The sequence below is a fragment of the Salinadaptatus halalkaliphilus genome (assembly GCF_006543045.1).
In the GTDB taxonomy this organism is placed as follows: Archaea; Halobacteriota; Halobacteria; order Halobacteriales; family Natrialbaceae; genus Salinadaptatus; species Salinadaptatus halalkaliphilus.
This window is the reverse complement of record NZ_RBZW01000014.1, coordinates 80,830-105,488: the sequence shown is the minus strand read 5'-3', so window position 1 is coordinate 105,488 and position 24,659 is coordinate 80,830. Positions and strand designations below refer to the sequence as shown.

Annotated in this window: 23 protein-coding genes, 2 tRNA genes and 2 pseudogenes; 15 read left to right on the top strand and 12 right to left on the bottom strand. The window is 62.1% G+C overall.

Annotated features, from left to right (window positions below):
• Positions 1-302: 302 nt before the first annotated feature.
• Together D8Y22_RS22790 and D8Y22_RS22785 are read left to right on the top strand one after the other, a co-directional pair.
• Positions 303-437: pseudogene (locus D8Y22_RS22790) on the top strand (IS5/IS1182 family transposase); the annotation flags it as partial.
• Positions 411-653 (top strand): annotated as a pseudogene (locus tag D8Y22_RS22785) (ADP-ribosylglycohydrolase family protein); the annotation flags it as partial. The pseudogenes D8Y22_RS22790 and D8Y22_RS22785, both read left to right, overlap by 27 nt.
• Positions 654-1,002: 349 nt before the next feature.
• Here D8Y22_RS22785 and D8Y22_RS05375 read toward each other — a convergent pair.
• Positions 1,003-1,077, bottom strand: a tRNA-Val gene (locus D8Y22_RS05375).
• A 105-nt stretch (positions 1,078-1,182) separates the two neighbouring features.
• On the opposite strand from D8Y22_RS05375, the gene D8Y22_RS05370 reads away from it, so the two are divergent.
• Positions 1,183-1,737, top strand: a complete 555-nt coding sequence (locus D8Y22_RS05370; protein WP_141463684.1) for a hypothetical protein — start codon at positions 1,183-1,185, stop codon at positions 1,735-1,737.
• 50 nt (positions 1,738-1,787) lie between these two features.
• Here the strand turns inward: D8Y22_RS05370 and D8Y22_RS05365 are convergent, their stop codons facing one another.
• Entirely contained in the window at positions 1,788-2,321 is a 534-nt protein-coding gene (locus D8Y22_RS05365; RefSeq protein WP_141463683.1) for a cob(I)yrinic acid a,c-diamide adenosyltransferase, read from the bottom strand.
• Between the two features lie 113 nt (positions 2,322-2,434).
• Here D8Y22_RS05365 and D8Y22_RS05360 point away from each other — a divergent pair, with 113 nt between their 5' ends.
• Both D8Y22_RS05360 and D8Y22_RS05355 read left to right on the top strand, forming a co-directional pair.
• Positions 2,435-3,748, top strand: a complete 1,314-nt coding sequence (locus tag D8Y22_RS05360; RefSeq protein WP_141463682.1) for a methyl-accepting chemotaxis protein — start codon at positions 2,435-2,437, stop codon at positions 3,746-3,748.
• A 121-nt stretch (positions 3,749-3,869) separates the two neighbouring features.
• On the top strand, positions 3,870-4,052 hold the full coding sequence (locus tag D8Y22_RS05355) for a DUF7838 family putative zinc beta-ribbon protein (protein ID WP_141463694.1): 183 nt from the start codon (positions 3,870-3,872) through the stop codon (positions 4,050-4,052).
• A 391-nt stretch (positions 4,053-4,443) separates the two neighbouring features.
• Here D8Y22_RS05355 and D8Y22_RS05350 read toward each other — a convergent pair whose 3' ends face one another.
• A complete protein-coding gene (locus tag D8Y22_RS05350; RefSeq protein ID WP_141463681.1) occupies positions 4,444-5,766 on the bottom strand; it encodes a metallophosphoesterase in 1,323 nt (440 codons plus the stop codon).
• A gap of 278 nt (positions 5,767-6,044) precedes the next feature.
• Positions 6,045-7,277 (bottom strand): MFS transporter, encoded by a 1,233-nt coding sequence (locus tag D8Y22_RS05345; protein WP_141463680.1) that lies wholly within the window; start codon positions 7,275-7,277, stop codon positions 6,045-6,047.
• A 119-nt stretch (positions 7,278-7,396) separates the two neighbouring features.
• On the opposite strand from D8Y22_RS05345, the gene D8Y22_RS05340 reads away from it, so the two are divergent.
• From D8Y22_RS05340 to D8Y22_RS05315, 6 genes are all read left to right on the top strand, one after another.
• The gene (locus tag D8Y22_RS05340; RefSeq protein ID WP_141463679.1) at positions 7,397-9,853 is read left to right on the top strand and encodes a DNA topoisomerase VI subunit B; all 2,457 of its coding nucleotides are present in this window, start codon (positions 7,397-7,399) and stop codon (positions 9,851-9,853) included.
• Positions 9,850-10,938 carry a DNA topoisomerase IV subunit A gene (locus tag D8Y22_RS05335; RefSeq protein ID WP_141463678.1) on the top strand — a complete coding sequence of 363 codons (1,089 nt, stop codon included), beginning with the start codon at positions 9,850-9,852 and terminating at the stop codon, positions 10,936-10,938. The genes D8Y22_RS05340 and D8Y22_RS05335 overlap by 4 nt, the downstream gene beginning before the upstream one ends.
• Before the next feature lie 62 nt (positions 10,939-11,000).
• The gene (locus tag D8Y22_RS05330) at positions 11,001-11,801 is read left to right on the top strand and encodes a ZIP family metal transporter (protein WP_141463677.1); all 801 of its coding nucleotides are present in this window, start codon (positions 11,001-11,003) and stop codon (positions 11,799-11,801) included.
• 45 nt (positions 11,802-11,846) lie between these two features.
• The gene (locus D8Y22_RS05325) at positions 11,847-13,196 is read left to right on the top strand and encodes a sulfatase family protein (RefSeq protein ID WP_141463676.1); all 1,350 of its coding nucleotides are present in this window, start codon (positions 11,847-11,849) and stop codon (positions 13,194-13,196) included.
• Positions 13,197-13,343: 147 nt separating this feature from the next.
• Entirely contained in the window at positions 13,344-13,787 is a 444-nt protein-coding gene (locus D8Y22_RS05320; RefSeq protein WP_141463675.1) for a pyridoxamine 5'-phosphate oxidase family protein, read from the top strand.
• Positions 13,788-14,084: 297 nt separating this feature from the next.
• Positions 14,085-14,159, top strand: a tRNA-Glu gene (locus D8Y22_RS05315).
• Between the two features lie 475 nt (positions 14,160-14,634).
• Here D8Y22_RS05315 and D8Y22_RS05310 read toward each other — a convergent pair.
• The 5 genes from D8Y22_RS05310 to D8Y22_RS05290 form a co-directional block, all read right to left on the bottom strand.
• Entirely contained in the window at positions 14,635-15,222 is a 588-nt protein-coding gene (locus D8Y22_RS05310) for a DoxX family protein (RefSeq protein WP_141463674.1), read from the bottom strand.
• A 195-nt stretch (positions 15,223-15,417) separates the two neighbouring features.
• A complete protein-coding gene (locus D8Y22_RS05305) occupies positions 15,418-15,987 on the bottom strand; it encodes a HemK2/MTQ2 family protein methyltransferase (RefSeq protein WP_141463673.1) in 570 nt (189 codons plus the stop codon).
• Positions 15,987-17,249: a mechanosensitive ion channel family protein gene (locus D8Y22_RS05300; RefSeq protein ID WP_141463672.1), complete on the bottom strand. Its 1,263-nt coding sequence runs from the start codon at positions 17,247-17,249 to the stop codon at positions 15,987-15,989. Before D8Y22_RS05300 ends, D8Y22_RS05305 begins: the two co-directional genes overlap by 1 nt.
• Positions 17,250-17,392: 143 nt before the next feature.
• Positions 17,393-17,890 (bottom strand): metal-dependent hydrolase, encoded by a 498-nt coding sequence (locus D8Y22_RS05295; protein WP_141463671.1) that lies wholly within the window; start codon positions 17,888-17,890, stop codon positions 17,393-17,395.
• Positions 17,891-17,981: 91 nt separating this feature from the next.
• Positions 17,982-18,497 (bottom strand): CinA family protein, encoded by a 516-nt coding sequence (locus tag D8Y22_RS05290; protein WP_141463670.1) that lies wholly within the window; start codon positions 18,495-18,497, stop codon positions 17,982-17,984.
• Between the two features lie 256 nt (positions 18,498-18,753).
• Between D8Y22_RS05290 and D8Y22_RS05285 the strand changes: the two genes are divergently transcribed.
• Positions 18,754-19,854, top strand: a complete 1,101-nt coding sequence (locus D8Y22_RS05285; protein WP_141463669.1) for a pyridoxal phosphate-dependent aminotransferase — start codon at positions 18,754-18,756, stop codon at positions 19,852-19,854.
• A gap of 39 nt (positions 19,855-19,893) precedes the next feature.
• On the opposite strand, the gene D8Y22_RS05280 is transcribed toward D8Y22_RS05285, so the two are convergent.
• Positions 19,894-20,154, bottom strand: a complete 261-nt coding sequence (locus D8Y22_RS05280) for a hypothetical protein (protein WP_141463668.1) — start codon at positions 20,152-20,154, stop codon at positions 19,894-19,896.
• Between the two features lie 398 nt (positions 20,155-20,552).
• On the opposite strand from D8Y22_RS05280, the gene D8Y22_RS05275 reads away from it, so the two are divergent.
• The 3 genes from D8Y22_RS05275 to D8Y22_RS05265 are packed head-to-tail and all read left to right on the top strand — an operon-like array spanning position 20,553 to position 22,692.
• The gene (locus D8Y22_RS05275) at positions 20,553-20,783 is read left to right on the top strand and encodes an AbrB/MazE/SpoVT family DNA-binding domain-containing protein (protein ID WP_141463667.1); all 231 of its coding nucleotides are present in this window, start codon (positions 20,553-20,555) and stop codon (positions 20,781-20,783) included.
• Positions 20,784-21,158, top strand: coding sequence for a PIN domain-containing protein (locus D8Y22_RS05270; protein WP_141463666.1), 375 nt, complete (start codon positions 20,784-20,786; stop codon positions 21,156-21,158).
• Positions 21,159-21,201: 43 nt separating this feature from the next.
• Positions 21,202-22,692, top strand: a complete 1,491-nt coding sequence (locus D8Y22_RS05265) for a replication factor C large subunit (protein ID WP_141463665.1) — start codon at positions 21,202-21,204, stop codon at positions 22,690-22,692.
• A 38-nt stretch (positions 22,693-22,730) separates the two neighbouring features.
• On the opposite strand, the gene bioD is transcribed toward D8Y22_RS05265, so the two are convergent.
• Together bioD and D8Y22_RS05255 are read right to left on the bottom strand one after the other, a co-directional pair.
• The gene (bioD, locus tag D8Y22_RS05260) at positions 22,731-23,447 is read right to left on the bottom strand and encodes a dethiobiotin synthase (RefSeq protein ID WP_141463664.1); all 717 of its coding nucleotides are present in this window, start codon (positions 23,445-23,447) and stop codon (positions 22,731-22,733) included.
• Positions 23,444-24,649, bottom strand: a complete 1,206-nt coding sequence (locus D8Y22_RS05255) for an aminotransferase class I/II-fold pyridoxal phosphate-dependent enzyme (RefSeq protein ID WP_141463693.1) — start codon at positions 24,647-24,649, stop codon at positions 23,444-23,446. Before D8Y22_RS05255 ends, bioD begins: the two co-directional genes overlap by 4 nt.
• Between the last annotated feature and the right edge of the window lie 10 nt (positions 24,650-24,659).

Sequence of the window (24,659 nt, the reverse complement as noted above, 5' to 3'; positions counted from 1 at the left end):
GAGATCCATACTAGTCGGAACTTTGTAAGCACAACGTTTCACATCTACCTTCATTTTCCGAGATTGTTGGATCTGATCCGAAAAGCATCACCTCGTATAACAACGAATTCCTCGTAATCAGGATACGGTGTCCCCCTCAGAAGAAATTCCCACGTCGAAACCACGGTATCTTGCATTGATCTGGTTCCAATACACCATTGTTCAGCCCCCGTCGCTATTACTCTCAATGGCTCTATTGAATCCACCAACGGCGTCGGGATGAGTTGCCAGAACGATTGAGTTGAAGCGGAAGAGGAACCTTTGTGCAGAAGACTCTCTTCCGCTTCGTCGAACAAGCCGTCTCGATAGCACGAAGACTTACCGATGCTGCGGTAATGCAGATCAGTCATCCTGCCGGCTGTAGGCACGCTGTCTTGCACTTTCTCCGGCTTCAGGTCCTCCACGACGCAATCCGGGCTGATACCGCCTAGGACGCCATTGTAACCGCTGTCAACCGAGGTGGCGATACGGATACGATGGGGGCCGTTGCCGGGGCCGTCGCTGGCGCTTGTTTTGGCGCAAACGAACTCCCCAAACGGTGGTTGAACGCGATCGATGAGGAGACCGAACTCTGTCAGCTCGCGGGTGATCTACTCGACATCGGAGCCAACTGATGTTCATCCTTGCGTTCGATCGTAACTGAACGGTTGACCTGAACCTATTCCTAAACGATACGCGGTGCTCCTCAACTAGGTCAAACATGAAGTATGGGCGATCAGGGCCAAGAACTCAGACTAATTCATACAATTGCTGCACGGTTGTGAGTGAATTCGACCACCACTTATTTATGTGCTATCGCCGTTCGATTATCCGGATTCCCAGAGGGAGGCGACTCGCGTGAAACAACTGCATGGGTTCACGAAATATCGTGACTCGAAATCGGCCGATGAAAATCACTATTCGGCTGGTAGAAGCGCTGAGGATTCGGAAAACGACGGAGTTACAGACCGTACGTAGTTCGTATGGGTTGGGGCAGATTCGAACTGCCGACTTCCTCCGTGTGAAGGAGGTATCATAACCGGACTAGATCACCAACCCGCAGGCGAGTGTATCCGGGCGTCTAACTTAAGACTTCCTTTCAATCGTGGCCCTCGAGCCGACTCCCGCGAGAACATATACGGTGGTACACGTCCACAATGGGGTATGAACGAGTTACAGGGAATCGCTCTGGAACGCGAGGGCGCGACCGCCGATCTGGTCGTCGACGGTGGACACGTCTACTGTTCGAACCGTCGGGAGTTCCTCGAGCGAGATGTCGCTATCGTCGGCGATCGCATCGCTGCACTCTTGCCCGACGCGGGTTCGGTCGTCGGCGACGAGACGACCGTCGTCGCGGCGGACGATCAACTCGTCTTGCCCGGCCTGATCGACGCCCACACGCACGCCGACCTACAGGTGACCCCGGATCGACTGTATCCGAAACTGCTCGAGGCCGGCACGACGGCGATCGTCAGCGAGACCTCGGGGTTGGGACTGCTGTGTGGCAGTCGCGGTATCGAGATGCTGCTCGAGCGAACGGCCGACACGCCGGTCGCGACCTATCTCGCGCTGGCGCCCCAGGGGCAGACGGTTCAGACGCTGACGTTTCCGGGCGTTCCCGCGCTGAAGCTGACGGCGTCGGGATACGCTGACGTCCTCGATCGGTCCGTCGTCAGCCTCGAGCTGGACGGCGGCGAACGCGAACCGGGCGGAAACTGACTCGAGCAAGATAGCGACGAACTCGAGTCGGACAACGGTGGCGACGGGTCCTAGTACTGTGGTTCTTCTTCGAGTTCGCCCTCGCGTGCGTTGACGACGCGAGCGAACGTGAACAGCCCGTCGGAGAGGCGATTCAGGTACTGGACGGCCTGTTCGTTGATCGGCTCCTCGCTCGCGAGGGCGACCGCGCGGCGTTCGGCGCGTCGACAGACCGTCCGGGCGTGATGGAGTTCGGCGCCGGCGTCGCTCCCGCTTGGCAGGATAAACGACGTCAGCGGCTCGAGTTCCGCGTCGAAATCGTCGATCCAGTTCTCGACGGTGTCGACGTGGTCGGCCCGGATCGCGGGGTCGTCATCGTCGGGGTCGGGATTCGCGAAATCGGCCTGCACGACGTGCAGGTGGTTTTGGACGGACCGCAGGCAGTCGTCGATATCGTCGTGGCCCGTCGGTCGAATGGTCCCGAGCAAGGCGTTGAGTTCGTCGACGGTGCCGTAGGCCTCGATGCGGGCGCTCGTCTTCGAGACGCGGGTCATATCACGCAGGTCCGTCTGCCCGTCGTCGCCGCGACCGGTGTAGATCGACATATCTCGAGCGACGGTCGCACGATACTTATCAGTAGTTGGTAGCGCCTGGGGATGAGTCAAACTACTTCAGTTTCGGCCAATTACCTTTTAATTTGTGTGACTAATACGTATTCATGGCTATCAGTAATACATCAGAAGACCCGCTTCTTCCAGATATCGAAGAGGAAGAACCCCTAGAGCAGGTGAAAAAAGAGCGGGATTTCTGGCAGTCGATGTTTCAGAGCCTCGTTGAGAACGCTCCCACACCCATACTCGTTACTGATAACGAGGAACGGATCACGCACTGGAACGAAGCCTGTGTCGAGTTTACCGGACTTTCACAATCCGATGCAATTGGGACGGCTGCTTCGGAGTTCGTCGTCGATGATGGAGAAGAGTTCGTCGTTCAGCCAGCAGTCCGTCACGACGAACCAGCCGTAGCCGATAAACGAACTGGAGAATATCCTGATGGATCGACGTGGACGACGAAAGACGTGGGCGTCCCGCTGGAAGGACCGGATGGGGAAGTCGTCGGCGGGATTGAATACGTGGTCGAAATCACAGAAGTCGTCGATGAACTGCACACTCTGATGAAAGATGTCGAACATGACCTCGCGACGCCGATCGACGAACTCACCGAATCAGCGAACGAGGTGAGCGGGACCGCGAGAGAGATACATACGGTCATTGAGGAGCAGACGGAGGCGCTCGACACGGCCGCTGGCGAGATTTCCGATATGAGTGCGGCGATAGAAGAGGTAGCATCGACGAGCGAACGAGTGGTTGATCGGAGTCAGCGGTCGGAAGCGCTGGCAGAAGACGGACGTGACGCTGCGATGACTGCTATCGACAGGATGGAAGAGATCGACAGTTCCGTCGAAACGGTGCGAAACGACATGGATGGGCTCCAGGCCCGGATGCAAGATGTCGCTGATTTCACCGAAATCATCGAAGACATCGCAGAGCAGACCAACCTGCTTGCGCTGAACGCCTCCATCGAGGCGGCAAGAGCGGGCGAGGAAGGTGACGGATTTGCGGTCGTTGCCTCCGAAATCAAATCGCTGGCAAATGAATCTGGGGAAAACGCGACAGAAATTGAAGCGACGATCGAGAGCGCCCAGACCGAGATGAACGAGACGGTCGAGAGTCTCCAGGCCGTCAGCAACCAGGTCGAACAGGGGATTACTGACGTTCAGCAGACGGTCGAACACCTGGGGGATATCGTCGAAGCAGCAAGAAAAACCGCAGAAGGGATACAAGATGTCGCACGCTCCACTGACGACCAAGCGTCTGGGGTTGAGGAAGTCGCTTCGATGGTAGATAACTTGGTCGATAAACTTGCGGAGATCCGTATTGGCGTGAACGAAGTCGCGGAGGCGACTGAGAACCAAACCGAACAGATTCAAGAAATTTCCGACACGACGGCACGTCTCACGGCCACGCAATAACGAAATCGTATTACCACTACTGTTATTACTGCCGAATGTCGCCGCTACGTCGGGAATCGGGACAGCAGTTCGTATGAGCGAAAGCAGTATCTTCAACACCGTCCGGTACGAACGCTCGCGTATGTCCATGGAACTCGATCACGACTGTCCCGACTGTGGGGGCGAGAAGACCTTCTATCGCGCGGCAAGCACGACGTTGCACCTGGGTGAGAAAGTCAAGTGGCACTGTCCCGACTGTGAGTACGGCTTCGTCCAGATCAACGGCAACGGCGACGGCATCGACTCGAGTGCGGCCGACGCCTGATACGGATTCTTGTAAATCGAGTTACTGTAGGTCAGTTCCGGCCCGATAGCGAGCTCTCCTGCACTCGGGCCGGTAAATCGGTACAGCGGTCCGCCCGAACGCAGCCAGTACGTATCGCTGGCTACCGATACCGTTCCGAGCGAGTCCCTGCTTGGATTCGTTATATAATTGTACTGTTATCCAAATATACTGAGAAACCAGTGTTATCCGGCCAAAGTACGTAGACCGTAGTGCGAATGAACGCCCACTGTCCGGCCTGTGACGACGGGCTGGGAGAACGACTCGCAAAATACGTCCCAACGGCGAAGTCGTCGCCGATTTCCGTTGTACGAGCTGTCGCCACGAGTGGTCGATTTCGTTGTAACTCGAGTATGCTTGCGAGCGGCTATACTCACACTTCTGTCCCGGATCGCTCGTCGGTGACGATCGATCGATCCGGGAGTTCGGGCGTCGGGGTTCGTCCGAGCGTGAGCAGCCGTTCGGTCCGGGTGATTTCGTCCCCACCGGGGGACGCTTTCTCGATTTCTTCGAACTCGACGGACACGCCGCCCGGTACGGCGGAAATGCGGACGACACACAGCTGGTAGGACGGATAAAACACTGGCGGTAACACGCCGGTGATGACGTCCCGACGATGAAGCCGTTTCAGCCACGTACCGGTATTGACGAGCAATCGATTATCGACCTCGGTGATGCCCGGTCGGTGCGTATGTCCGTAGCAAAACACCGCCGTCTCCGGATGCTCGGCGAAAATCTCTCGAGCGGCCTCGATATAGGGCGTCTCGGGATCGACGGTGAGATCCGTCTCGAACACCCCGAATCGATCGACGGTCGTGCCGATATCTCGGATGACGAAGTAGATCGGAATGCCTGCAAGCAAGAGCACGCCAGCGACCGCCGCGTTGAGCACGAGCAGGAAGTGGACGGCTTCACCGACCAGCCCGAGTTGCTCGAGTAGCGCGTCAGTCCGTTCGACGGGCATCGTCCAGATGCCGATCACGTCGAGACCCGCGGTCACCGCGAGAAAGGCGCTTACGTTGAACACCAACAGAAACGGGATCACGGCGTATCGCAGCAGCGGATTCATCTCGCGATAGAAGTACTTCGAAAGCAGCCAATGTGGGACGCGCTCTGTCGGGGTAACGGCCTGGACGTCTTTCAGCCAGTTGAATCGGCCGCGCTCGGACAGCCGGCCCGCTCGGCTCGTCACGTGCGTGTTGTAGTAGTAACCAAGCGGGGTCTCGTATCGGTTGCCGAAATCCTCGAAGCGGTTGTTTGAATCACGTTGATTGCCATGTTCGAACCAGATCGTCCGGTCGCCCACCTGTCGGGTGACCGATTCGGACCGAACGAGATCGACGTTGTACGCCGAGAGACGGTCGGCGTACGTCTCGTAAGCGGCGAGCTCGTGGTCGTGATTGCCCGGTAGCATCGTGATCGGAATCGATCCACCGGTCGCGCGCAGCTGCTCGAACAGTCCGGGATACCACTCGGTCAGCCGGTCGAATTTTGCCATCCCATCGGTCCCCGTCATCTCCCATAGCCCGAACGCGTCGCCGTTGATCACGAGCTCCGCCGGCTCGTCCGTCGTCTCTAATCGCTCGAGAAACGCGAGCAGTTCCTCGAGAAAGTCGATCTCACCTAGCTGCTCGTCGCCACCGATGTGGAGATCGCTGATGACGTAGTAGACCGGCTCGGTCGCGTTGTCGGTCATACCACCACACCACCGCGGCCAGCCCGATAGTAGTAGGCCCGGCACCGTGACCGCCCGTAGGGACAGGTGGTGATACCGTCGGCCAGCAGCCACTGCAGAGCAGTCGCCGGGCAGAGATGCGGAATCTGGGTACTAGTTCTGTCCAGCAGTCTGAATGCTCGAGCAACGCCACGCGATGCGTCTCGTATTCCACGGACACATACGGATTATCGAAGTCAGTTCCGGCGCAACCGTGATCTGGATGGCGGTTGCACGGGATATCGGGACAGCAATCCGTATCAGCGACGCCGAACGACGAGCCAGCCGGCCAGTCCCAGCCCGACGGCAGGAAAGATCGCGAGGACAAGAAACAGCAGTGTGGTCCCGCCGTAGGTGAGTGTGATGCCGGCAATCGAGGCCCCCGCAGCGCCGATGCCGAAGACGCCGAGGTAGGTGTAGCCAAACGAAAGGCCGTGGACGTCGGCGCGTGCATACTTGCCGATCAGTGCTTGGTGGATCGGCGCCTCGAGGTAGACGAAAAAGCCGAGCGCACCACAGGCGACGAGCGTCGCGACTAGTCCTGCGTTGGCCGCGATCGGGAACAGTAGCGAAACGACGATCAGCGCGACAAACGCGCCGGTGATCGCCCACTCGGGCGAGCGAGCGTCGCTGACCTTCCCGCCGACGTACTGGCCACCGGCGCCGAGCAACAGCAGGCCGGCGTAGGCGTACTGACTCGGCTCGAGCGTCTCGCCGGCGACCTCCACGGGCTCGAACACGGGGAGGTCGGCCAGGACATCGGGGAGGAACGTAAAGACGCCGCGATAGTACGTCCCCGCGAGCATCGCGATGGCGAAGACGAGGACGAATCCGCCGACGAACAGCAGTTTCGTCTGCTCGAACAGCTCGACGAATTCTCCGCGACGGTCGCGCTCGCTCGAGCCGCCATCGAACGTCGCGTCGGCAGCGTCGACGCCGGCCGTCTCGTCGAAACTGAGCCCGTAGGCGGCGAGGACCCCGAGGAGTGCCGGCAGAACGAACAGGAAGGCGACGACGCGCCAATCCAGCACCGTCAGCGCGATGGCGGCGATCAACGGACCGAACGCCGTCCCGACGTTGCCCGCCACGCCGTGATAGGCCAGGACGGTCCCCTGCTGGCTCGAGCCCCGGGTGATCAGCGAGAGGCCGGCCGGATGATAGAGACTGGCCGCTCCACCCCACAGCACGAGCGCGACCGCGAGGACGTGGACCGACGGGGCGAGGCCAACCAGGGCGAATCCGGCACCCATACCGAGCATCGAGAGGACAACCAGCCGCCGCGAGCCGTAGCGGTCGGCGAGGATGCCACTCGGGAGCGCACCGACGCCGACGAGTCCGTACCCGACCGCGACGACCGTCCCCAAAATCGCCGGCGAGACATCGAAGACATCGAGCCAGATTACGACGAACAGCGGGATCGTGAGTTCGTAGACGTGGAACGTCGCGTGCCCGACCATCGTGAATCGAGCAATGGCGCGATCGTTCCGATTCATACGTAGGAATTCCAGCGAGCGTGACACAAAACTGCCGATTCCACGTGTTCGAGTCCATCGCTTCCACTTTCACTCCGGTAGCGTACACCTTTTAGCCCCGCCGCTAATACAGGGTGGTGATGACGTCGTTCCAGTCGACGCTCGGCGAGGAGTCGGGGATCGCCGAAGAGCTGGCGGAAAACCAGCAATCGATCTCCATCGCCGAGTTCTTCGAGAAGAACAAGCACATGCTCGGCTTCGACAGCGGCGCTCGAGGCCTCGTCACGGCCGTCAAGGAGGCCGTCGACAACGCCTTAGACGCCGCCGAGGAGTCCGGTATTCTACCCGACATCTACGTCGAAATCCAGGAGGAAGGAGACTACTACCGGCTGATCGTCGAGGACAACGGGCCGGGACTGACGAAAGACTCGCTCCCGAAAGTCTTCGGGAAGCTGCTGTATGGCTCGCGGTTTCACGTCCGCGAGCAAAACCGCGGCCAGCAGGGGATCGGTATCTCTGCCGCGGTACTTTACTCCCAGCTCACGAGCGGCAAACCCGCCAAGATAACCAGCCGCACCCAGGGTTCGAGCGAGGCCCAGTACTTCGAGTTGATCGTCGACACCGACACGAACGAGCCCGAGATCAGCGTCGAGGAGACCACCTCCTGGGATCGACCCCACGGCACGCGCATCGAACTCGAGATGGAAGCCAACATGCGCGCCCGCCAACAACTCCACGACTACATCAAGCACACGGCGGTCGTCAACCCCCACGCCCGCCTCGAGTTGCGCGAACCCCAGGAACACTTCAAGTTCGAGCGCGCGACCGACCAGTTGCCTGAAGAAACGGAAGAAATTCGCCCCCACCCACACGGCGTCGAACTCGGGACCGTCCTGAAGATGCTCGAGGCGACCGACTCCCACTCGGTCTCGGGGTTCCTCCAGGAGGAGTTTACGCGCGTCGGCACCAAGACCGCCAATTCGGTCATCGACGCCTTTCGCGACCGTCACTACGGCCGCGAGATGCGCTGGCGACCGCCCGCGAGTCACGAATCGATCGATATCGAAGCAGCGGCTACCGACGCAACTGCGAACAAGGGCGCCGACGCGACCGACGCCTTCGCCAAAACCATCGCCGACGCCGTTGCCGACCACGACCGGATCGCCCACCACGAACTTCGCGAGATCGTCGCCGACGCCGCCGACGCCGTCGAAACCGAGCACGGAACGACGTTCGGCGAGACGGTCCAGGAGAACGCCCTCGAGGCGGTCTGGCTTGCACTCCTGGATGGCGCGGCCGTGGACGACGGGGCAGCGATCGACATCGACCCGGAATCCCGGCTGGTCACCGACCTCTACGAACTCGCCGACGAGGCGACGAGTACTCGCAAGGACGACGCCGTCGTCCGTGCATTCGCCGAACGCCTCGCCGGGACGTTCGCCGACGCGGCGGCCGAGGACGTTCGACAGCGACTGACGCGGGGAACGCTCGAGGAACGCGTCGACCGCGCCGCGGAGCTCACCGAGGAGTACGACGACGTCGCCTTCGGTGACACCGCTCGCGAGAACGTCGTCGAGGCAATCTGGGACGTGATGGGGACGGTACCGGACGAGCCGCCGCTCGTCCGCGAATTGAGCGACGACCGCGACGCCGCCAGCGACCTCGTCGACGGGATGCGCGCGACCGACATCATGGCCCCGCCGACGCGGTGTCTCTCGCCGATTTCGGCCGACCTTGTCGAAGCCGGCCTCGAGAAGGAGTTCGACGCTGATTTTTACGCCTCCGCCACGAGAGACGCCGAGGTCCACGGGGGCGATCCCTTCGTCGTCGAAGCCGGCATCGCACACGGCGGGGAGTTAGACGCCGAGGGAAGCGCTGACGTCCTTCGCTTTGCCAATCGAGTGCCGCTCGTCTACCAGCGCGGCGCGTGTGCGACGACGGACGTGGTCAAGTCGATCGGCTGGCGCAACTACGGGCTCGATCAGCCCGGCGGCTCCGGGCTACCGAAGGGACCCACCGTCATTATGGTCCACGTCGCCTCGACGAACGTGCCCTTTACCAGCGAATCGAAAGACGCCGTCGCGAACGTCCCCGAGATCGAAGACGAGATCGAACTCGCCATCCGGGAGGCCGCTCGCGAGCTCAAAAGCTACCTGAACAAACGCCGGTCGATGCAACAGCGCCGGAAGAAACAGAACGTCCTCGGGACGATTCTGCCGGAGATGGCCCAGAAGGTCGCCGAGGTGACCGGCCGCGACGAACCCGATATCGGCGACGCGCTCGCTCGCATCATGAACAACGTCCTCGTCGAACGACGCGTCGAACAGAACGGCGACGGCCAGGCCGTCTCGGTGACCGTCGAGAACAACGCCGAGACGAACGAATCACTCGAGATCACCGACATTGTCTCAGCGGAACCGACCGCCCTTCCCGACGACGCGACGGTCGTCGAGATGGACGGCGAGTGGTTCCTCAAGTGGGAACCCGAGGTGGGAAGCGACGACGAAGCGACGCTCGAGTACGTCGTCCCTGACGATGCATCGTTCGAGCTGGACGTCAAGGGCGTCGAAACGGAGAAACTAACGATCCAACAATGAGCGCGGACAACGACCAGGCCAGAGACCAGTTGATCGACCTCGCCGCACAGTTTTACGACCAGTTCGAACTCGGCGAGATTCCACACATGTCCGTGCCAACACGGACGAAGGCAAACATCGAGTACGACGAGGACTCGAACGTCTGGGTCTACGGCGACCGGGAGTCGACCCGCTCTGCGAACTCCGTTCGCGGAGCCCGGAAGCTGCTGAAAGCCGTCTACACGATCGAGTTCCTCGCCGAGCAACTCGAGGAAGACCGCTCGTCGACCCTGCGTGAACTGTACTACCTTTCGGAAAGCTGGGACAACGACGAGGCCCAGTTCAACGACCAGGACGAGTCGAACAGCATGATCGAGGACTTAGAGATCGTCTCGGGAGTCACCCGCGAAGACTTTCACATGCGCCCCGAGGAGTCCGGCGCGACGATCATGGGGCCGCTCCATCTGCGAGAGCAGACCCGCCGCGGCGAGCGCGAGATCCACTGTCAGGAAGATGTCGGCGAAGGTGGCTACCAGATCCCAAACAATCCTGATACGATCGAGTTTCTGGATACCGACGCCGACTTCATCCTGGCCGTCGAGACGGGTGGGATGCGCGACCGCCTCGTCGAGAACGGCTTCGACGACGAGTACAACGCCCTGGTCGTCCACCTGAAGGGCCAGCCCGCACGGGCGACCAGACGGATCACCAAACGCCTCCACGACGAACTCGAGTTACCGGTGACGGTCTTTACGGACGGCGACCCGTGGTCGTACCGGATCTACGGCTCGGTCGCCTACGGATCGATCAAGTCGGCCCACCTCTCGGAGTACCTAGCGACGCCCGAAGCGCAGTACATCGGCATCCAGCCAGCCGATATCGTCGAGTACGACCTGCCAACCGACCCGCTGTCGGATTCGGACATCAACGCCTTAGAGAGCGAACTCGAGGACCCGCGGTTCCAGACCGACTACTGGGAAGAACAGATCGAACTCCAACTCGAGATCGAGAAGAAGTCCGAACAGCAGTCGCTGGCCTCCCACGGACTCGATTTCGTGACCGATACCTACCTGCCGGAGCGACTCGACGCGATGGGCGTCCTCTGAAGTCGAAACCCGCGCTGAGCCGGGAACAACAGGAGTAAGACGGTCTATCGACGAGTGGACGTATGGTCGTCGACGGGCTCGGACTCGTGCTGGCAGCAGGGATATTTACCGCGCTCGTCTGTGGACTCGGGACGGTACCGTTTTTCGTCGTCGACGACATCAGCGATCGCGTCACCGTCGTTCTCTGGGGACTCGCCGGCGGAATCATGCTCTTTGCGTCCCTGTTTGGCTTCGTCGTCGAAGGGTTGGGCGAAGGGACCGTCGGCCAGGTCGGCCTCGGACTCCTCGTCGGCGTCGTGCTGGTCGTCGTCGCCGATCGGCTCATCACCGGCTACGAGTTCGAACCTCGAGAGATGCCCGACGCCGACTTTCGCAAGCTCGTACTCATCGTTGGCGTCCTCACCGTCCACAGTTTTCCGGAAGGGGTGGCACTCGGCGTCGCGTTCGCCGATCTCGGCGTCGAGGGGGATCTGGTGTTGGCAGGGCTGGCAGTTCCCGCACTCGCGGTCTTCATTACGATCGCGATCTCGATACAGAACATCCCCGAAGGGCTGGCCGTCGCCATTCCGCTTCACACCTACGGTCTCGCAAACTGGAAGATATTCGGCTGGGCCGTTTTCTCGAGCGTGCCCCAACCGATCGGCGCCGGAATCGCATACCTGTTCGTCACCGTCGCCCGCGAGTTCCTCCCGTTCGGGTTCGGCTTCGCGGCCGGCGCGATGATCTATCTGGTCGTCCACGATATCTTCCCCGAGGCACTCGAGTACGGAACGGATCTCCCCGGCCGGGGACGCCGCGAACTCGTCTTCGGGGTTGTACTCGGTGTCTCGATCATGGTCCCGGTCATGCTGCTCACCGACTAGGCTCTCGTTAACAATCACGCGAGAGACCGTGACTGACCGTCGTTCATGGCCGCCTCGAGACCAAACGTCCTCCTCGTCCACTGTCACGACCTGGGCCGATATCTCGGCTGTTACGGTGCCGACATCGAGACGCCCCGGCTCGACGCCCTCGCCGAGAACGGCGCGTGTTTCGAGAACCACTTCGTGACCGCACCGCAGTGTTCGCCGAGCCGCGGCAGCCTCATGACCGGACGCTACCCCCACGTCAACGGACTGATGGGGCTCGCACACGGCGAGTGGGAACTCGGCGACGGCGAGCGGATCCTCCCGCACTATCTCAGCGAGGCCGGCTACGAAACGCACCTGTTCGGCCTTCAGCACATCACCCAGGATACCGATCGCCTCGAGTACGATTACGTCCACTCCGAGGGGAATCTCTATCCCGGCGTCGCGCCGACGGTCCATCAGGCAAACCGGGCGCAAAACGTCGCCGACGTCGTCGACGGCTTTCTCGAGCGAGAAGCGTTCGAGCCACCCTTTTTCGCCTCCATCGGTTTTTTCGAACTGCACCGCGTCGAAGAAGACAACGGTCGGTTCGGGTTCGACGGCGACCACTACGAGACGGACGATCCGGACGCGATCAGGCCACTTGCCTATCTGCCCGACCGGCGAGGCATTCGCCACGACCTCGCGGAGATGCACGGCATGGTATACGCCATCGACGACGCCGTCGGCACCATCCTCGACGCCCTCGAGTCCAACGGGCACGCCGACGAGACGCTGGTACTCTTTACGACCGAACACGGGATCGCGTTTCCGCGAGCCAAAGGCAACTGTTACGATCCCGGCATCGAGGCGGCACTGTTGATGCGGTACCCGGAGTTGACCGACGACGGACGACGATACGACGAACTGATCAGCAACGTCGACGTGTTGCCGACCCTGCTCGAGTTTCTCGAGATCGATGTTCCGCCGGAAGTCGACGGACGGAGTTTCCTCCCCCTGTTAACCGACGACGAGTTCGACGAGCGCGACCGACTCTTCGCGGAGATGACCTGGCACGATATGTACAACCCGGTCCGGGCGATTCGCACGAACCGGTACAAGTACATCCGCAGCTTCTGGCACCTGCCGAAGGTGTATCTCACCACGGATATCTTCGCGAGCGAGGCCGGCCGCATGGTTCGCGAGACTGACGGGGTGCCACCCCGTCCCTACGAGGAGCTGTACGATCTCCGGGAGAGCCCTCAGGAAGACGACAACGTCGCACAGGAGCCGAGATACCAGGACGTTCGCCGGGATCTCGCAGCGCAACTCCACGAATGGATGGTCGACACCGACGATCCGCTGCTCGAGGGTCCGGTTCCGCCCGGTGACTACGAGACGGTGACGGCGTGGCCAGACGACATCCAGTAACCGACTGTCCGCTCGTCGAGGACCGGCCGTCGGTATCGTTGGTGACCACCGGGCATCGGGGTCGGTCTGATATGGTCCGTATGATTACGGAGCACCACCCGCATAGGTGGGGGTGGTTTTTTGTACTCGACGTGGTAGAGGATCCCGATGGCGGGACTACGCTGGGTTACCCTGCCCGACGCCGAACGCGACGCGTTTCTCGAGCCCGGTGGCACCGGAGTACTCTCGTTCACTACCGAGAACGACGAGCCGCCGGCGTCGTTACCCGTTTCGTACGGCTACGCGACGGACGATGGTGCCTTTTATTTCCGCCTCTCGTTCCCGCCCGAGAGCAACAAATCCGATCGGATCGACGATCCGGTGTCGTTCGTCGTCGCCGAGGAGACCGACGATGGCTGGCGAAGCGTCGTCGCGACGGGGAGCCTCGAGGAGCTGGCCGGCCATCCCTACGACTCGTCGGCCGTCCAGCGCATGTGGGCCGTCGACATCCCGACGGTCGACATCTTCGACCGGCCTCGAGACGAGATCGAGTTCGCCGACTTCAGGTTGATACCAACGTCGGTGACCGGGCGGAAAAGTGCCCCCGAGTGACGGTCGTACGGCTGACTGTCCGTCAGCGTCGGTCCGACCTCGAGGCGTCCTGGAGTCACTCCGGTAAAACGGGACAGCAGTCCGATGAATCCCATCTCCACGCGGTGGATCGACGACGGTGTTCGAACATCCGAACGGACGCCGCGGCCAGTTGGTACACGAACCGAGCACGGCCACGTCAGTCCGTCCCACCGTCGACTCGGAACGGAACGTTTTTGATAAACCCTCGGCAACTACCAGGTACGCCTCGATGGCGAGATGGACCGTGTCCGTCAGGCCGTCAGGTGTGTGAGAGACGCTCCGTTGGTGTAGTCCGGCCAATCATTTCGGCCTTTCGAGCCGATGACCTGGGTTCAAATCCCAGACGGAGCATTTTCCGAACCTACTGAGAAAAAGCGAACGCTTTTGATTTGAAGCAGGTACTCCGGCGAATCGAGGCTACGCATCGGGTTCAAATCCCGGACAGCGTCGGCGTCTCCGTAGTCGCTCGGTCGCTCGATAGAGCCGTTCCCATCTCGAGCGAGCGAATGATTCTGTCTCGATTCGAGGTCGATGTCGGATTCGGTGTGACCGATCTGCTCGCTGGGCCGGGTCTACCCATTGCGTTCGATCGTGCTCGAGCGAACGTCGATGGAACGGTCTCACTCGAGACGGTCGATCGAATCACGGGAGCGACCGTATCGCTCGGTTGCGTCGGAGACCTCGAGAACGCGTCGTTTTCGTGTATCCGTTCCGTACCGCTATCGCGTTTGGCTACGGGGCGTTAGTGTCGTCCCAAGCCTGCACTGGTGAGCGACATCACGCGGTGGGTATCGATGCGCTCAGCAGTCGACGCTTGGGAGGGTACTTAGCCGAGAACGTATCGGAGCCACGGATTCGATCGAACGATTCCGGTCTGCTCGAGGACGCCGTCGATGCCGGCGAGACGACCGGCACCCCAGGCAGCGAGGCCGAACAGCAGTAGCATGTAGACGAACGAGCTATCGAAGACGAAGCCGTTTTCGACGGGGAGTCCCGCTGCCAGGCCGCCTTCCCAGGCTGCAGTCCAGAAAAATAGCATCTGGACTGCGCCCATCAGTGCGGCAAACCGGAAGCATGCGCCAACCAGTAACGCCAATCCGATGAGTAGCTGTCCGAAGATAACCAACGGGTCGACGAGAGCGGCGTAGTCGCCAAACCACAGGAACAAGCCGTGTAGGGGGTTCGCATCGGCGACGGCGTTGTTCAGAAAGCCCGCGGACGACCACGCCAGCGGTTCGCCCCAGCCACCGTCGGCCACCTTCCCGAGGCCGGCCTGGATGAAGACCCAGGCCATCACGAGTCGAAGGCCGACGATCGAGTAGGCGACCCAGGTCTCCGAGTAGTTGAACGAGACTGACCGGCCGAGCAATGTCGATTCGAGCGTGCGTTCTGCAGGGGTACGTTTCGTTGCCACGTGTTGAGCCTCCATTTGGCGGTGGGTCCCAACGGTCTTAATACAGACCTGAATTCCAGCGTTTTGATAAGTTCCGAAAGTCGAGTTCGTGCCCCGGTGGGCCGTGCATGGCTCGCGAGCAGACGGACAGGTGTGGCGATTCCCGGTGGGCTCGCGAGGCGGTCGCGGGCATATCGGCACTGCCGGACAATCGTCTCAGCGGACGAGCTCGAGGACGGTCAACGTCTCGAAGGGGAACGACTCCTCGGCGATGGCGACGGCGCTGAATCCGTGCTCGCCGGCCCGTTCGACGACCTCGTCGACGCCGGTGAGACTGCTGACGAGCAGATAGACGACGCCGTCGGGTGCGAGCACGCGGCCGACGGTTTCGAGGAACGGATCGATGACGGCGCGGCCGTCTTCGCCGCCCGAGAGGGCCCGTTCCATCCAGTCGTCCCACTCGTTGTCGGGATCGGTCGGCAGATACGGCGGATTGAACGCCACGGCGTCGAAACTGTCGTTGGCAAACGGCGAGACCAGATCGGCTCGAATCGCCTCGACACCCTCGTCGCGGGCCTGGCGAACGGCGTGGGGATTCAGGTCGGTGGCGACGACTTGGGCGTTCGTCTCCTCGGCAATGCGGCCGGCGACGTAGCCCGACCCCGTCCCGACCTCGAGGACGAGTCCGTCCGCCACGCGATCACAGACGGCATCGGCGAGCAACTGTGAATCCTCGGCTGGTTGGTAGACGTCGGTCGTTTCGCCGCGTTGCTCTCGGAGATCCATCACTCGTCCTCCGCGTAGGTTATCGGTCGGTGGTCGTCGTCCGATCCATCGTCGGTTTGCGGGCTCGAGTCGTCGGTAGCGTTGGTGTCGTCTGTCATCCTCTCGGTGCCGTCCGCGTCGACATTCGCGTGGTCGCCCTCGGAATCCGGTGGATCGACGGTGGGTTCTGCCCCGTCGCTATCGCCGACTCGAACGGCAACGTCGTCACGGCCCGAGAGTTCGCGCTGTGGATACGGGATGTCGATCGATTCGGCCTCGAGATCGCGTTTGATGGCCTGAACGGCCGCCGTCCGGGCCCGCCAGTAGCGTCTCGCGCTTGGGTTGGTGATCCAGAAGCGCGCGCCAAGAACGATCGCCGAGTCGCCGAACTCCTTGGAGACGACCTGTGGCGAGGGGGCATCGAGCGATCGCTCGAGGTCCGCGAGGACCGCCTCGAGGCGCTCGGTCGCATATTCGATATCGGCGTCGTAGTCCACGCCGATGTCGATTTCGATGCGGAGTCGGCCGCGGCGGGATCGATTCGTGACCATCTCGGAGGAGACGACGTCGTTTGGAATCATGATATATTCGCCGTCGAACGATCGAACGCGCGTGTTGACGATCGAGATATCCGTGACGATGCCCTGTTTGTCTTCGATTTCGACCCAGTCACCGATCTCGAAGGGGCGAGAGAACATCAACACGAACCCGGCGAGGACGGTGCCAAGCGTCTGTCGGGCGGCCATCCCGATGACGATTCCGAGAAACCCGGCTCCAGCGAGCAGGCCGGTCAGGTCGTCGATCCAAACGGCTAGGATGACGATACACGAGATCGCCCAGACGATGACCTGTGCGACCCGGTGGGTGATCTCGCGCTGGTGGTCGGTCACGGCGGACGCCGAGCCAAGCACCTCGTCGACGATGCGCTTGACGAATCGCATCACGATGACGGTCCCGATCACGAGGACGAACGAGGCGATCGCGCTCGGGACGATGTCGCCATCAAGGCCGTTTTCCGAAATCGCGTCGACGACAGTCGCGGTGTACTCCCAGAGGCCCAAGACGACCGAGAGCGTAATCGCACAGGTGATAATAAGGATCGCCGTCGAAATCACGTCGCCATATAACGGTCTGGTCCAGTCGCTGATCTTGGATTGGAGCCGCCGGTAGGTGAGGAGGACAGCGACTAAAATCCCGACTGCAGCGACGGTGATGGCGAGTTTGAGTTGCGCCGACTCTATTTCCATCCCGAGCCAGTCGAGACCCGCCGATTCTACCGCCATGGTCAGTGTATCTCTCGCTCTGTCGTCCGCCCAGCTTTGAGTATCCGTCGGTCACGGCCGACCGTGCCCTCGACACACTGCGATCGCAAACCCCAACTCGAGTTCGGTCGGCCGTATCACACAGGTAGACCTGCCGAACCACGTCAGTATCCGATCGACTGCAGCCCCATCTCGAGAACCAATTGCGGAACCTCGTAGATGATCGCAGCGGCGACGGCAAGTTCGAGCCCCGTCACGACCCACGTGACGACCGTCGCGTGTTTGCTACTGACCGCGACGCCAAACGGAAAGCCGAACTCGTGAGAAGAGAGCGGATAGAAGAGGGCGATACCGCGTTTGCTCCCGGCGACATCTAAGACGTAGTGGGTCAGGACGCCGATCCAGACGTACTCGAGGTTGTTGAAAATTTCCGGAAACGCAACGAAGGCGGCAAGTAGCGGGAGGTTGTGCAGCGTCTTGCGGTGCTTGCCGAACTCGGTGTCGATGTCGGGGACCATCGCCCCGAGCGTAATCGGGACGCCGACGAGTACGATCATCTCGAGCGTCGCTGGCGCGTGGGCGAGTTCCGTCGCTGGCTCGAGCAGATACCCCAACCCGATACTCAACAGGATGGCGTTGAGCACGTGGCCCTTCTTGTTCATCTACATCCTCCTCTCGAAGCGACCGACGAATAGTTTTCTCTCTCGAGAGTGTCGTTCGAAATGGCGTATCTCGAGGGATCCGATCGGGAGCTTAGCGCTGGTCGTCGATTTCCCCACGGAGATCCTCGAGGGCCCGATCGACGGTCTGGGCACGAACGGCCGCACGGTCGCCGTCGAACTCGTAGCGGGACACGGTTGCGAACGAGGACTCGCTACCCCACGGGCCGGCGTAGGCGATCCCGATATAGACCGTCCCGACCGGATTCGCTTCGCTTCCACCCGAGGGACCCGCGACGCCGGTCGTCGAGAGTCCCCAGGAGACGTCCGCCACGTCGCGGACGCCGCGGGCCATCTCGCGGGCGACGGGTTCGGAGACGGCGCCGTGTTCGTCGAGGGCTTCCCGACTGACCCCGAGATGGCGGCGCTTGGCGTCGTAGGCGTAGGTCGTCAGCCCGGTATCGAAGTAGTCGCTTGCACCCGGAACCGCGGTGATCGCCGCCCCGACCAGCCCCCCGGTACAGGATTCGGCGACCGCGAGGGTGTCGTCGGCGTCTCGCAACGTGTCAGCGACCGTCATCGGTAGCTCGCGGTCGATGTCGTCGTTCATGGTTCGGGGGTAGGATCGGGACGGTTGTCATACTGTCGGACAGAAGTCAGTGAAACGTCGGTCGCGAATTCGCGGCCGTCCTTACGGTGGCGGCCGCAGTACTGCGACCGATCGTTGAATAGTTCTGTCCAACAGTATCAATGGACGGGTGGACGAGAGGTCGATGACCGGCGGGACGCGGGCTCGGTGATCGACTGGCATTCGAGCCCTCGCGGAGAAGAACAAGAGCCACGGTTGCCCAGTAGTATGTCCCGGTATGGAGTACGAGACGCCGCTTTTCTTCCGCGTGATGCAATACGCGGACGAGGCCGATCGCGATGTCGTCGACATGGTCAGCGGGAATCCGGACTGGGAGCCGCCGACGGCGCTCAGAGCGGGACTTCGAGAGTACGCCGACCGCGACCCCGATGCCTTTCAGTACCCCGCCAGCGAGGGGTTGCTCGAGTTGCGCGAAGAGATCGCCGCCCGCCGCCGCGTCGACGTCGAGCAGGTGATCGTCACCAACGGTGCTGGCGAGGCGAACTACCTCGCGATGGCGCGAGCCCTCGAGCGCGACCGCGGCGACGAGATCCTGCTGACCGATCCGGTATATCCCTACTATCCGGGGAAGACGACGATGCTCGGCGGGACTCAACGCTATGTCGCGACGGACGAGAGCGGCCAACTCGAGCCGGCTGCCGTCCGCGAGGCGGCGAGCCAGGAAACGGCGGCGATCGTGGTCAACTCGCCGAACAACCCGACGGGTGCGGTCTACCCCGAGTCGACGATGGCGGCACTCGTCGACGTCGCCGAGGCGTACGACGCCATCCTCGTCAGTGACGAAGTCTACGATCACTACGATCTCTCCGGACGATTCACGAGCGCACTCGGCTTCGATTCCGATCACCGGATCGTGACCAACGCCTTCTCGAAGTCGATGGCGATCACCGGCTTTCGGGTCGGCTACGCCATCTTCCCGCCGGGGCTGGTCGCCGACGCCAAGCGCCGTCACATGCTGGTCAACGTCGCCGGCAGTCGGCCGGCACAGACGGCCGTCTTGCACGCCCTTCGAGAAACCGGCCCCGACTACTACGACCGAAATCGAAAACTGCTCGCCGACCGGGTCGATACCTTCACCGACGCGCTCGAGGCAGCCGGCGCGGACTATACGGAGCCACAGGGATCGTTCTACGTCATGGCTCGATTCGAGAACTTTCCCGGCACGCTCGAGAACACCTTCAGACTCGTCGATGAGGCCGGCGTCGCCGGGATGCCGGGCAACGCCTTTGGCGACTCGCGAACCGACTGGCTTCGATTCGCGCTCGTGACGCCGCGACTCGAGGCGGCCGCGGATCGGCTCGCGGCGTACTTCGAGTAGGTCGGCCGTCTCGAGCCGTTACCAGTTCGTCGTCGCGAGCTATCGAAGGATACCGGTCCAGTCACACGACGTGCAGACGAACAGGCCGGCACCGTTGATCGTCTCTCCGTCGCAGGCGGGACAGGCCGTCGACCCCGCAGCGCCGACCGCCGCTGTCGGCTCGGCCGGCCGGAGCACTCCCCGAGCGGGGTACTGGGCGAGGGCAAAGCCGGTGTCGGTACTAGCGTACGGAAACGGTGCGTCGGGCGTTCGGTCGGCGTCGGTTCGGGCGGACTCGAGGTGGGCGAGTTGCGGTGTCATGGTATGGAGTTGGCATCGCGAGTGGCGTCTGCGTACTCGAATCAACACCGTTTTCGTATATAATGCTTCGCCTCAAATGAATACATGGGATAGGCAGTATCGAGATAATTGGTAGAATATAAGGGCATATGCACGGTCGTTTCACAACCCACCTCGACCGGAGACGGTCCGTGAGAAGTGACCCGCAACCACTAAACGCGACTCGCCCCAACCACGCGTCAATGAGCGACTGGACCGTGCAGTCGAACAAATACGATGTAGATTCGATGTACTGAGAACGCCGAATATCTGTCGCCGGCCGCTCGTGAATGTAGAGACAAACTCCGACAAGTGGACGTGGAATGGGTATCCACATATATCGGGGAACGCTTTTACTTTCGCCCACCGTACACCGAGATATGTCTGACGTAGCGCTTGACGACCGTGGCCGTCTCACGCTCCCGAAGGAGGTCCGAGAGCGATACGGGGACCGATATCACGTCGTTCAGCTTTCCGACGGTGTTAAACTGGTTCCTGTCGCCGATGACCCGCTCGAGGCCCTTAGGGACGAATTCGAGGATGTCGAAAAATCGGCAGACGAACTCCGTGAAGAAGCGCGCAATGCAGCGCTCGACGAGGCCGGACGATAGATGTATGCGGAAACCGACTTCCTTCTTGCACTGATTAAGGACGACGACTGGCTCGGAGATGCCGCTGAGTCGGTATACCACGAGCACCGTGACGAGTTGTGGACATCACAGTTCACGCTCATCGAACTCCTGATGGTCGCTTATCGCGAGGATCGAGACACCGAACGTGTCGTCACGAACGCTGCCGCCCTCGTCGAGGTACGTGGTGATGTCGAGACCGTCGTCTCCGCAGCGACCTACGTCGAAGACCACGGGTTCACACCGTTCGATGCGCTCCACCTCGTCGAATCAGATGGTGATACCATCGTTTCGAGCGACGACACGTATGACGACGTTACACCGCGTCTCGACCTGAAAACAGTCGCCGAGGAGTGACGCTCCGCAACCACTAAACGCGACTCACCCCAACAATCTCTCAATGAGCGACTGGACCGAAACGTACCGCCCGACGACGCTGTCGGAGGTGCGTGGGAACAACAAGGCCCGCGACAAACTCGAGGAGTGGGCGACATCGTGGGACGACCACCGGGATGCGGTGATCGTCCACGGCTCGCCAGGCATCGGGAAGACTTCGGCGGCCCACGCGCTGGCAAACGACATGGGCTGGCCGGTGATGGAACTCAACGCCAGCGACGACCGCCAGGCCGATGTCATCGAGCGTATCGCAGGCGAAGCCGCAAAGAGCGGAACGCTGACCGCCGGTGAGTCGGGCCGACGGCTCGTCATCTTAGACGAGGCCGACAACTTCCACGGCAACGCCGACTACGGCGGCTCTCGGGAAGTCACGCGAGTCGTCAACGACGCCAACCAGCCGATCGTCCTCGTGGCCAACGAGTTCTACGACATGAGCCAGTCACTTCGCAACTCGTGTGAGACGATCGAGTTCCGTGATGTTTCGGCTCGCTCGATCGTCCCCGTGCTACGGGATATCTGCCGTCGTGAAGGAATCGAGTTCGAAGAGGAAGCTCTCGAGAAGATCGCCGACGACACCAGCGGCGATCTGCGTTCGGCGGTCAACGATCTGCAGGCTGTCGCGGAGGACACGTCGCGGCTGACCGTCGACGACATCGTCACCGGCGAGCGCGACCGGACCGAAGGCATCTTCGACTTCCTCGATACGGTCATCAAGGAGGCCGGCGCCGAGGCCGCCCTGCGCGCGTCCTACGACGTCGACGAGAACCCAGACGAGATGCTCAACTGGCTCGAGGACAACGTCCCGAAGGACTACGCGGGCGCCGAACTCGCGGACGCCTACGAGTTCTTCGCGAACGCCGATCGCTGGCTCGGGCGCGTCCGCTCGAGTCAGAACTACTCCTACTGGCGGTACGCGACGGACAACATGACCGCCGGCGTGGCTGCCTCCCGCCGCGAGCCGAAAGGCGGCTGGACCCGCTATGGGCCGCCGAGTTACTGGTCGAAACTCGGCCGCAGCAAGGGGACACGCAACACCCGCGACGGGATCGCCGAACGCATCGCCGAGCGCGAGGGGACGAGCGTCGCGACGGCACGGCGGGAAATTCTGCCGTTCCTCTCGGCGATCACCCATCACTGCAAGAACCGCGAGCGGACCGTCCAGATGGCCGCCACCTACAATCTGGACGAGTCGGAGGTATCGTTCGTCACCGGCAGTGGCAAAGAGACCAACAAGGTCGAGTCAATCGTCGAGGACGCCGAAGAGCGAATCGCCGAGACGACGGTCGAACACTCCGGATCGGCGTTCTTCCAACCCGACGACGCGGATAGCGATGGGAGTGAAGACACAGCATCCGCCACGGAGCGCCCGGACGACACCGACGCCGATCGACAGTCGCCTGCGTCCTCGAACGAGTCGTCGTCCGCCGAAAGTACGGCCGAGACAGCAGGACACGAGTCGGACGACGACCAGGCTGGCCTGAACGATTTCTTCTGAGTTCGACCTCGCCGCCAGCGTCGATCCGTTGGTCCAGATTACCGGGGATAACCGGCCAGTTCCTCGAGAAAGGCGTCCGAGAGCGCGTCGTAGACGCCGATAGCGAGCCGTTCCGGTGATGGATCGGCCGCTTCGTCTTCGCGTCCCGAACCGATCGGCGGCACCGTCTCGACGTCGTAGCCGGTCATCCGTTCGAGTTCGGTCGGGTTCGTCCGTTCGGCGACGGTATCGGCTCGATACTCGTTACAGACGATGCCGACGACATCGACATCGCGGCGCTCGAGGGCGTCGACGGAGAGCGCGGTGTGATTTAGCGTCCCCAGTCCGGAGCGGGTGACGACGATGGCCGTCGCCCCGAGATCGGCAACGAGGTCGATCACCTCGTGGTCTTCGGCCAGCGGCACGCGCAGGCCACCGATGCCTTCGAGCAGCGGGAGCGCCGTGCGTTCGATCTCGCGCTCACAGGCCGCACGGATCGCCTCGTAATCGAGTGCTTCCTCGGCGACATCGGCGGCGACCCGTGGGGCGAGTGCGGGCTCGAGATAGCGCGGGCAGGTGGCCGCCTCGGGGTCGGCACAGGCCTCCACGACGAATCCTGCATCGTCGTCCGGCGGATAGCCGGTCTGGGCGGGTTTGATCGCTCGCGCGTCGATCCCCTCTTCGCGAAGCCAGCGCGTCAGTCCCGCCGTGACGACGGTCTTGCCGATACCGGTGCCGGTACCGACGACCGCGATCGGACCGGTGGCGTCGCTCACAGCAGCCCCACCTCCTCACCGGCCGCCTGGAACGCCTCGAGACAGGTGACGATATCGTCGCGGCTGTGGGCGGCCGTCGGCGTGACCCGAATGCGACTCGTCCCCTCGGGGACCGTCGGCGGGCGAATCGCCGGCGCGACGACGTTGCGTTCGCGCAAGCCGTCGGCGAGCATGAGTGCATCCTGTCGATTCCCCACGCGAACGGGGAGAATCTGGGAGTCGCCGGTGATGGCAAAGCCCATGGCCTCGAGACCGTCCCGGAGGTGGGCGACGTTGTCCCAGAGTCGCTCGCGAACGTCGTCGTGGCGGGCGACGTGTAACGCCTCGCTCGCCGCAGCGGCCGCCGGCGGCGTGAGGCCGGTCGAGAAGACGAACGACCGAGCCTCGTTGACGAGATACTCGATCAGCGCCTCGTTACCGGCGATGTAGCCGCCCTGGCTGGCGAGTGCCTTCGAGAGCGTGCCAAGCTGGACGTCGATGCGATCCGCGAGTCCTTCGGCCTGCACGACGCCGCCGCCGTCGGCGTACAGGCCAGTCGCGTGTGCTTCGTCGACCATCACCCACGCACCGTACTCGTCTGCCAGGTCGGCGATCCCGGTCAGCGGGGCGACGGTCCCGTCCATGCTGAAGATGGAATCGGTGACGATCAGCCAAGACTCGTCCTCGCCGCCTCGCGTCGCCTGCTCCTCGAGGGCGATCCGTAAGCTCGCGAGGTCACAGTGATCGTAGACGACGGTGTCGGCAGCGGCGAGTCGACAGCCGTCGATGATACTCGCGTGGTTGTGTTCGTCCGAGAAGATTACGTCCGGCTCGAGAGCGGCGATCGTGCCGACGTTTGCGGCGTAGCCCGAGGAAAAGACCAGCGCCCGCTCGGTGTCTTTGGTCTCGGCGAGTTGGCGCTCGAGGTCACGATGGACGAGCGTATCACCGGTGACCAACCGGCTCGCGCCAGCACCGGTTCCAACGGTCGCAGCCGCCTGGGTCACCGCCTCCTCGATACGCTCGTCGGCGGTGAGCCCGAGATAGTTGTTCGAGGCAAACACCAGCGCCTCCGAGCCCTCGAGTACCGGCAATTCGCCCCCAGAGGGTGCCGCGAAGTAGCCCCGTTCGGCCACCCGATCGACCGGTGACAGCGTTCGTTTCAGGTCCTGCGACTGAAGGGACTCGAGTCGGCTCTCGAGATCGAACCCGCGGTCTTCCATTCGGATCAAT

What these genes read in the sequence shown, in the direction of transcription:
- D8Y22_RS05265 (WP_141463665.1), top strand. Translation starts at nt 21,202, where the DNA reads ATGAGCGACTGGACCGAAACGTACCGCCCGACGACGCTGTCGGAGGTG.
- D8Y22_RS05280 (WP_141463668.1), bottom strand. Translation starts at nt 20,154, where the DNA reads ATGACACCGCAACTCGCCCACCTCGAGTCCGCCCGAACCGACGCCGAC.
- D8Y22_RS05305 (WP_141463673.1), bottom strand. Translation starts at nt 15,987, where the DNA reads ATGGATCTCCGAGAGCAACGCGGCGAAACGACCGACGTCTACCAACCA.
- D8Y22_RS05270 (WP_141463666.1), top strand. Translation starts at nt 20,784, where the DNA reads ATGTATGCGGAAACCGACTTCCTTCTTGCACTGATTAAGGACGACGAC.
- D8Y22_RS05335 (WP_141463678.1), top strand. Translation starts at nt 9,850, where the DNA reads ATGAGCGCGGACAACGACCAGGCCAGAGACCAGTTGATCGACCTCGCC.
- D8Y22_RS05295 (WP_141463671.1), bottom strand. Translation starts at nt 17,890, where the DNA reads ATGAACAAGAAGGGCCACGTGCTCAACGCCATCCTGTTGAGTATCGGG.
- D8Y22_RS05285 (WP_141463669.1), top strand. Translation starts at nt 18,754, where the DNA reads ATGGAGTACGAGACGCCGCTTTTCTTCCGCGTGATGCAATACGCGGAC.
- D8Y22_RS05345 (WP_141463680.1), bottom strand. Translation starts at nt 7,277, where the DNA reads ATGAATCGGAACGATCGCGCCATTGCTCGATTCACGATGGTCGGGCAC.
- D8Y22_RS05325 (WP_141463676.1), top strand. Translation starts at nt 11,847, where the DNA reads ATGGCCGCCTCGAGACCAAACGTCCTCCTCGTCCACTGTCACGACCTG.
- D8Y22_RS05290 (WP_141463670.1), bottom strand. Translation starts at nt 18,497, where the DNA reads ATGAACGACGACATCGACCGCGAGCTACCGATGACGGTCGCTGACACG.
- D8Y22_RS05330 (WP_141463677.1), top strand. Translation starts at nt 11,001, where the DNA reads ATGGTCGTCGACGGGCTCGGACTCGTGCTGGCAGCAGGGATATTTACC.
- D8Y22_RS05370 (WP_141463684.1), top strand. Translation starts at nt 1,183, where the DNA reads ATGAACGAGTTACAGGGAATCGCTCTGGAACGCGAGGGCGCGACCGCC.
- D8Y22_RS05340 (WP_141463679.1), top strand. Translation starts at nt 7,397, where the DNA reads ATGACGTCGTTCCAGTCGACGCTCGGCGAGGAGTCGGGGATCGCCGAA.
- D8Y22_RS05355 (WP_141463694.1), top strand. Translation starts at nt 3,870, where the DNA reads ATGTCCATGGAACTCGATCACGACTGTCCCGACTGTGGGGGCGAGAAG.
- D8Y22_RS05300 (WP_141463672.1), bottom strand. Translation starts at nt 17,249, where the DNA reads ATGGCGGTAGAATCGGCGGGTCTCGACTGGCTCGGGATGGAAATAGAG.
- D8Y22_RS05365 (WP_141463683.1), bottom strand. Translation starts at nt 2,321, where the DNA reads ATGTCGATCTACACCGGTCGCGGCGACGACGGGCAGACGGACCTGCGT.
- D8Y22_RS05350 (WP_141463681.1), bottom strand. Translation starts at nt 5,766, where the DNA reads ATGACCGACAACGCGACCGAGCCGGTCTACTACGTCATCAGCGATCTC.
- D8Y22_RS05255 (WP_141463693.1), bottom strand. Translation starts at nt 24,649, where the DNA reads ATGGAAGACCGCGGGTTCGATCTCGAGAGCCGACTCGAGTCCCTTCAG.
- D8Y22_RS05320 (WP_141463675.1), top strand. Translation starts at nt 13,344, where the DNA reads ATGGCGGGACTACGCTGGGTTACCCTGCCCGACGCCGAACGCGACGCG.
- D8Y22_RS05360 (WP_141463682.1), top strand. Translation starts at nt 2,435, where the DNA reads ATGGCTATCAGTAATACATCAGAAGACCCGCTTCTTCCAGATATCGAA.
- D8Y22_RS05275 (WP_141463667.1), top strand. Translation starts at nt 20,553, where the DNA reads ATGTCTGACGTAGCGCTTGACGACCGTGGCCGTCTCACGCTCCCGAAG.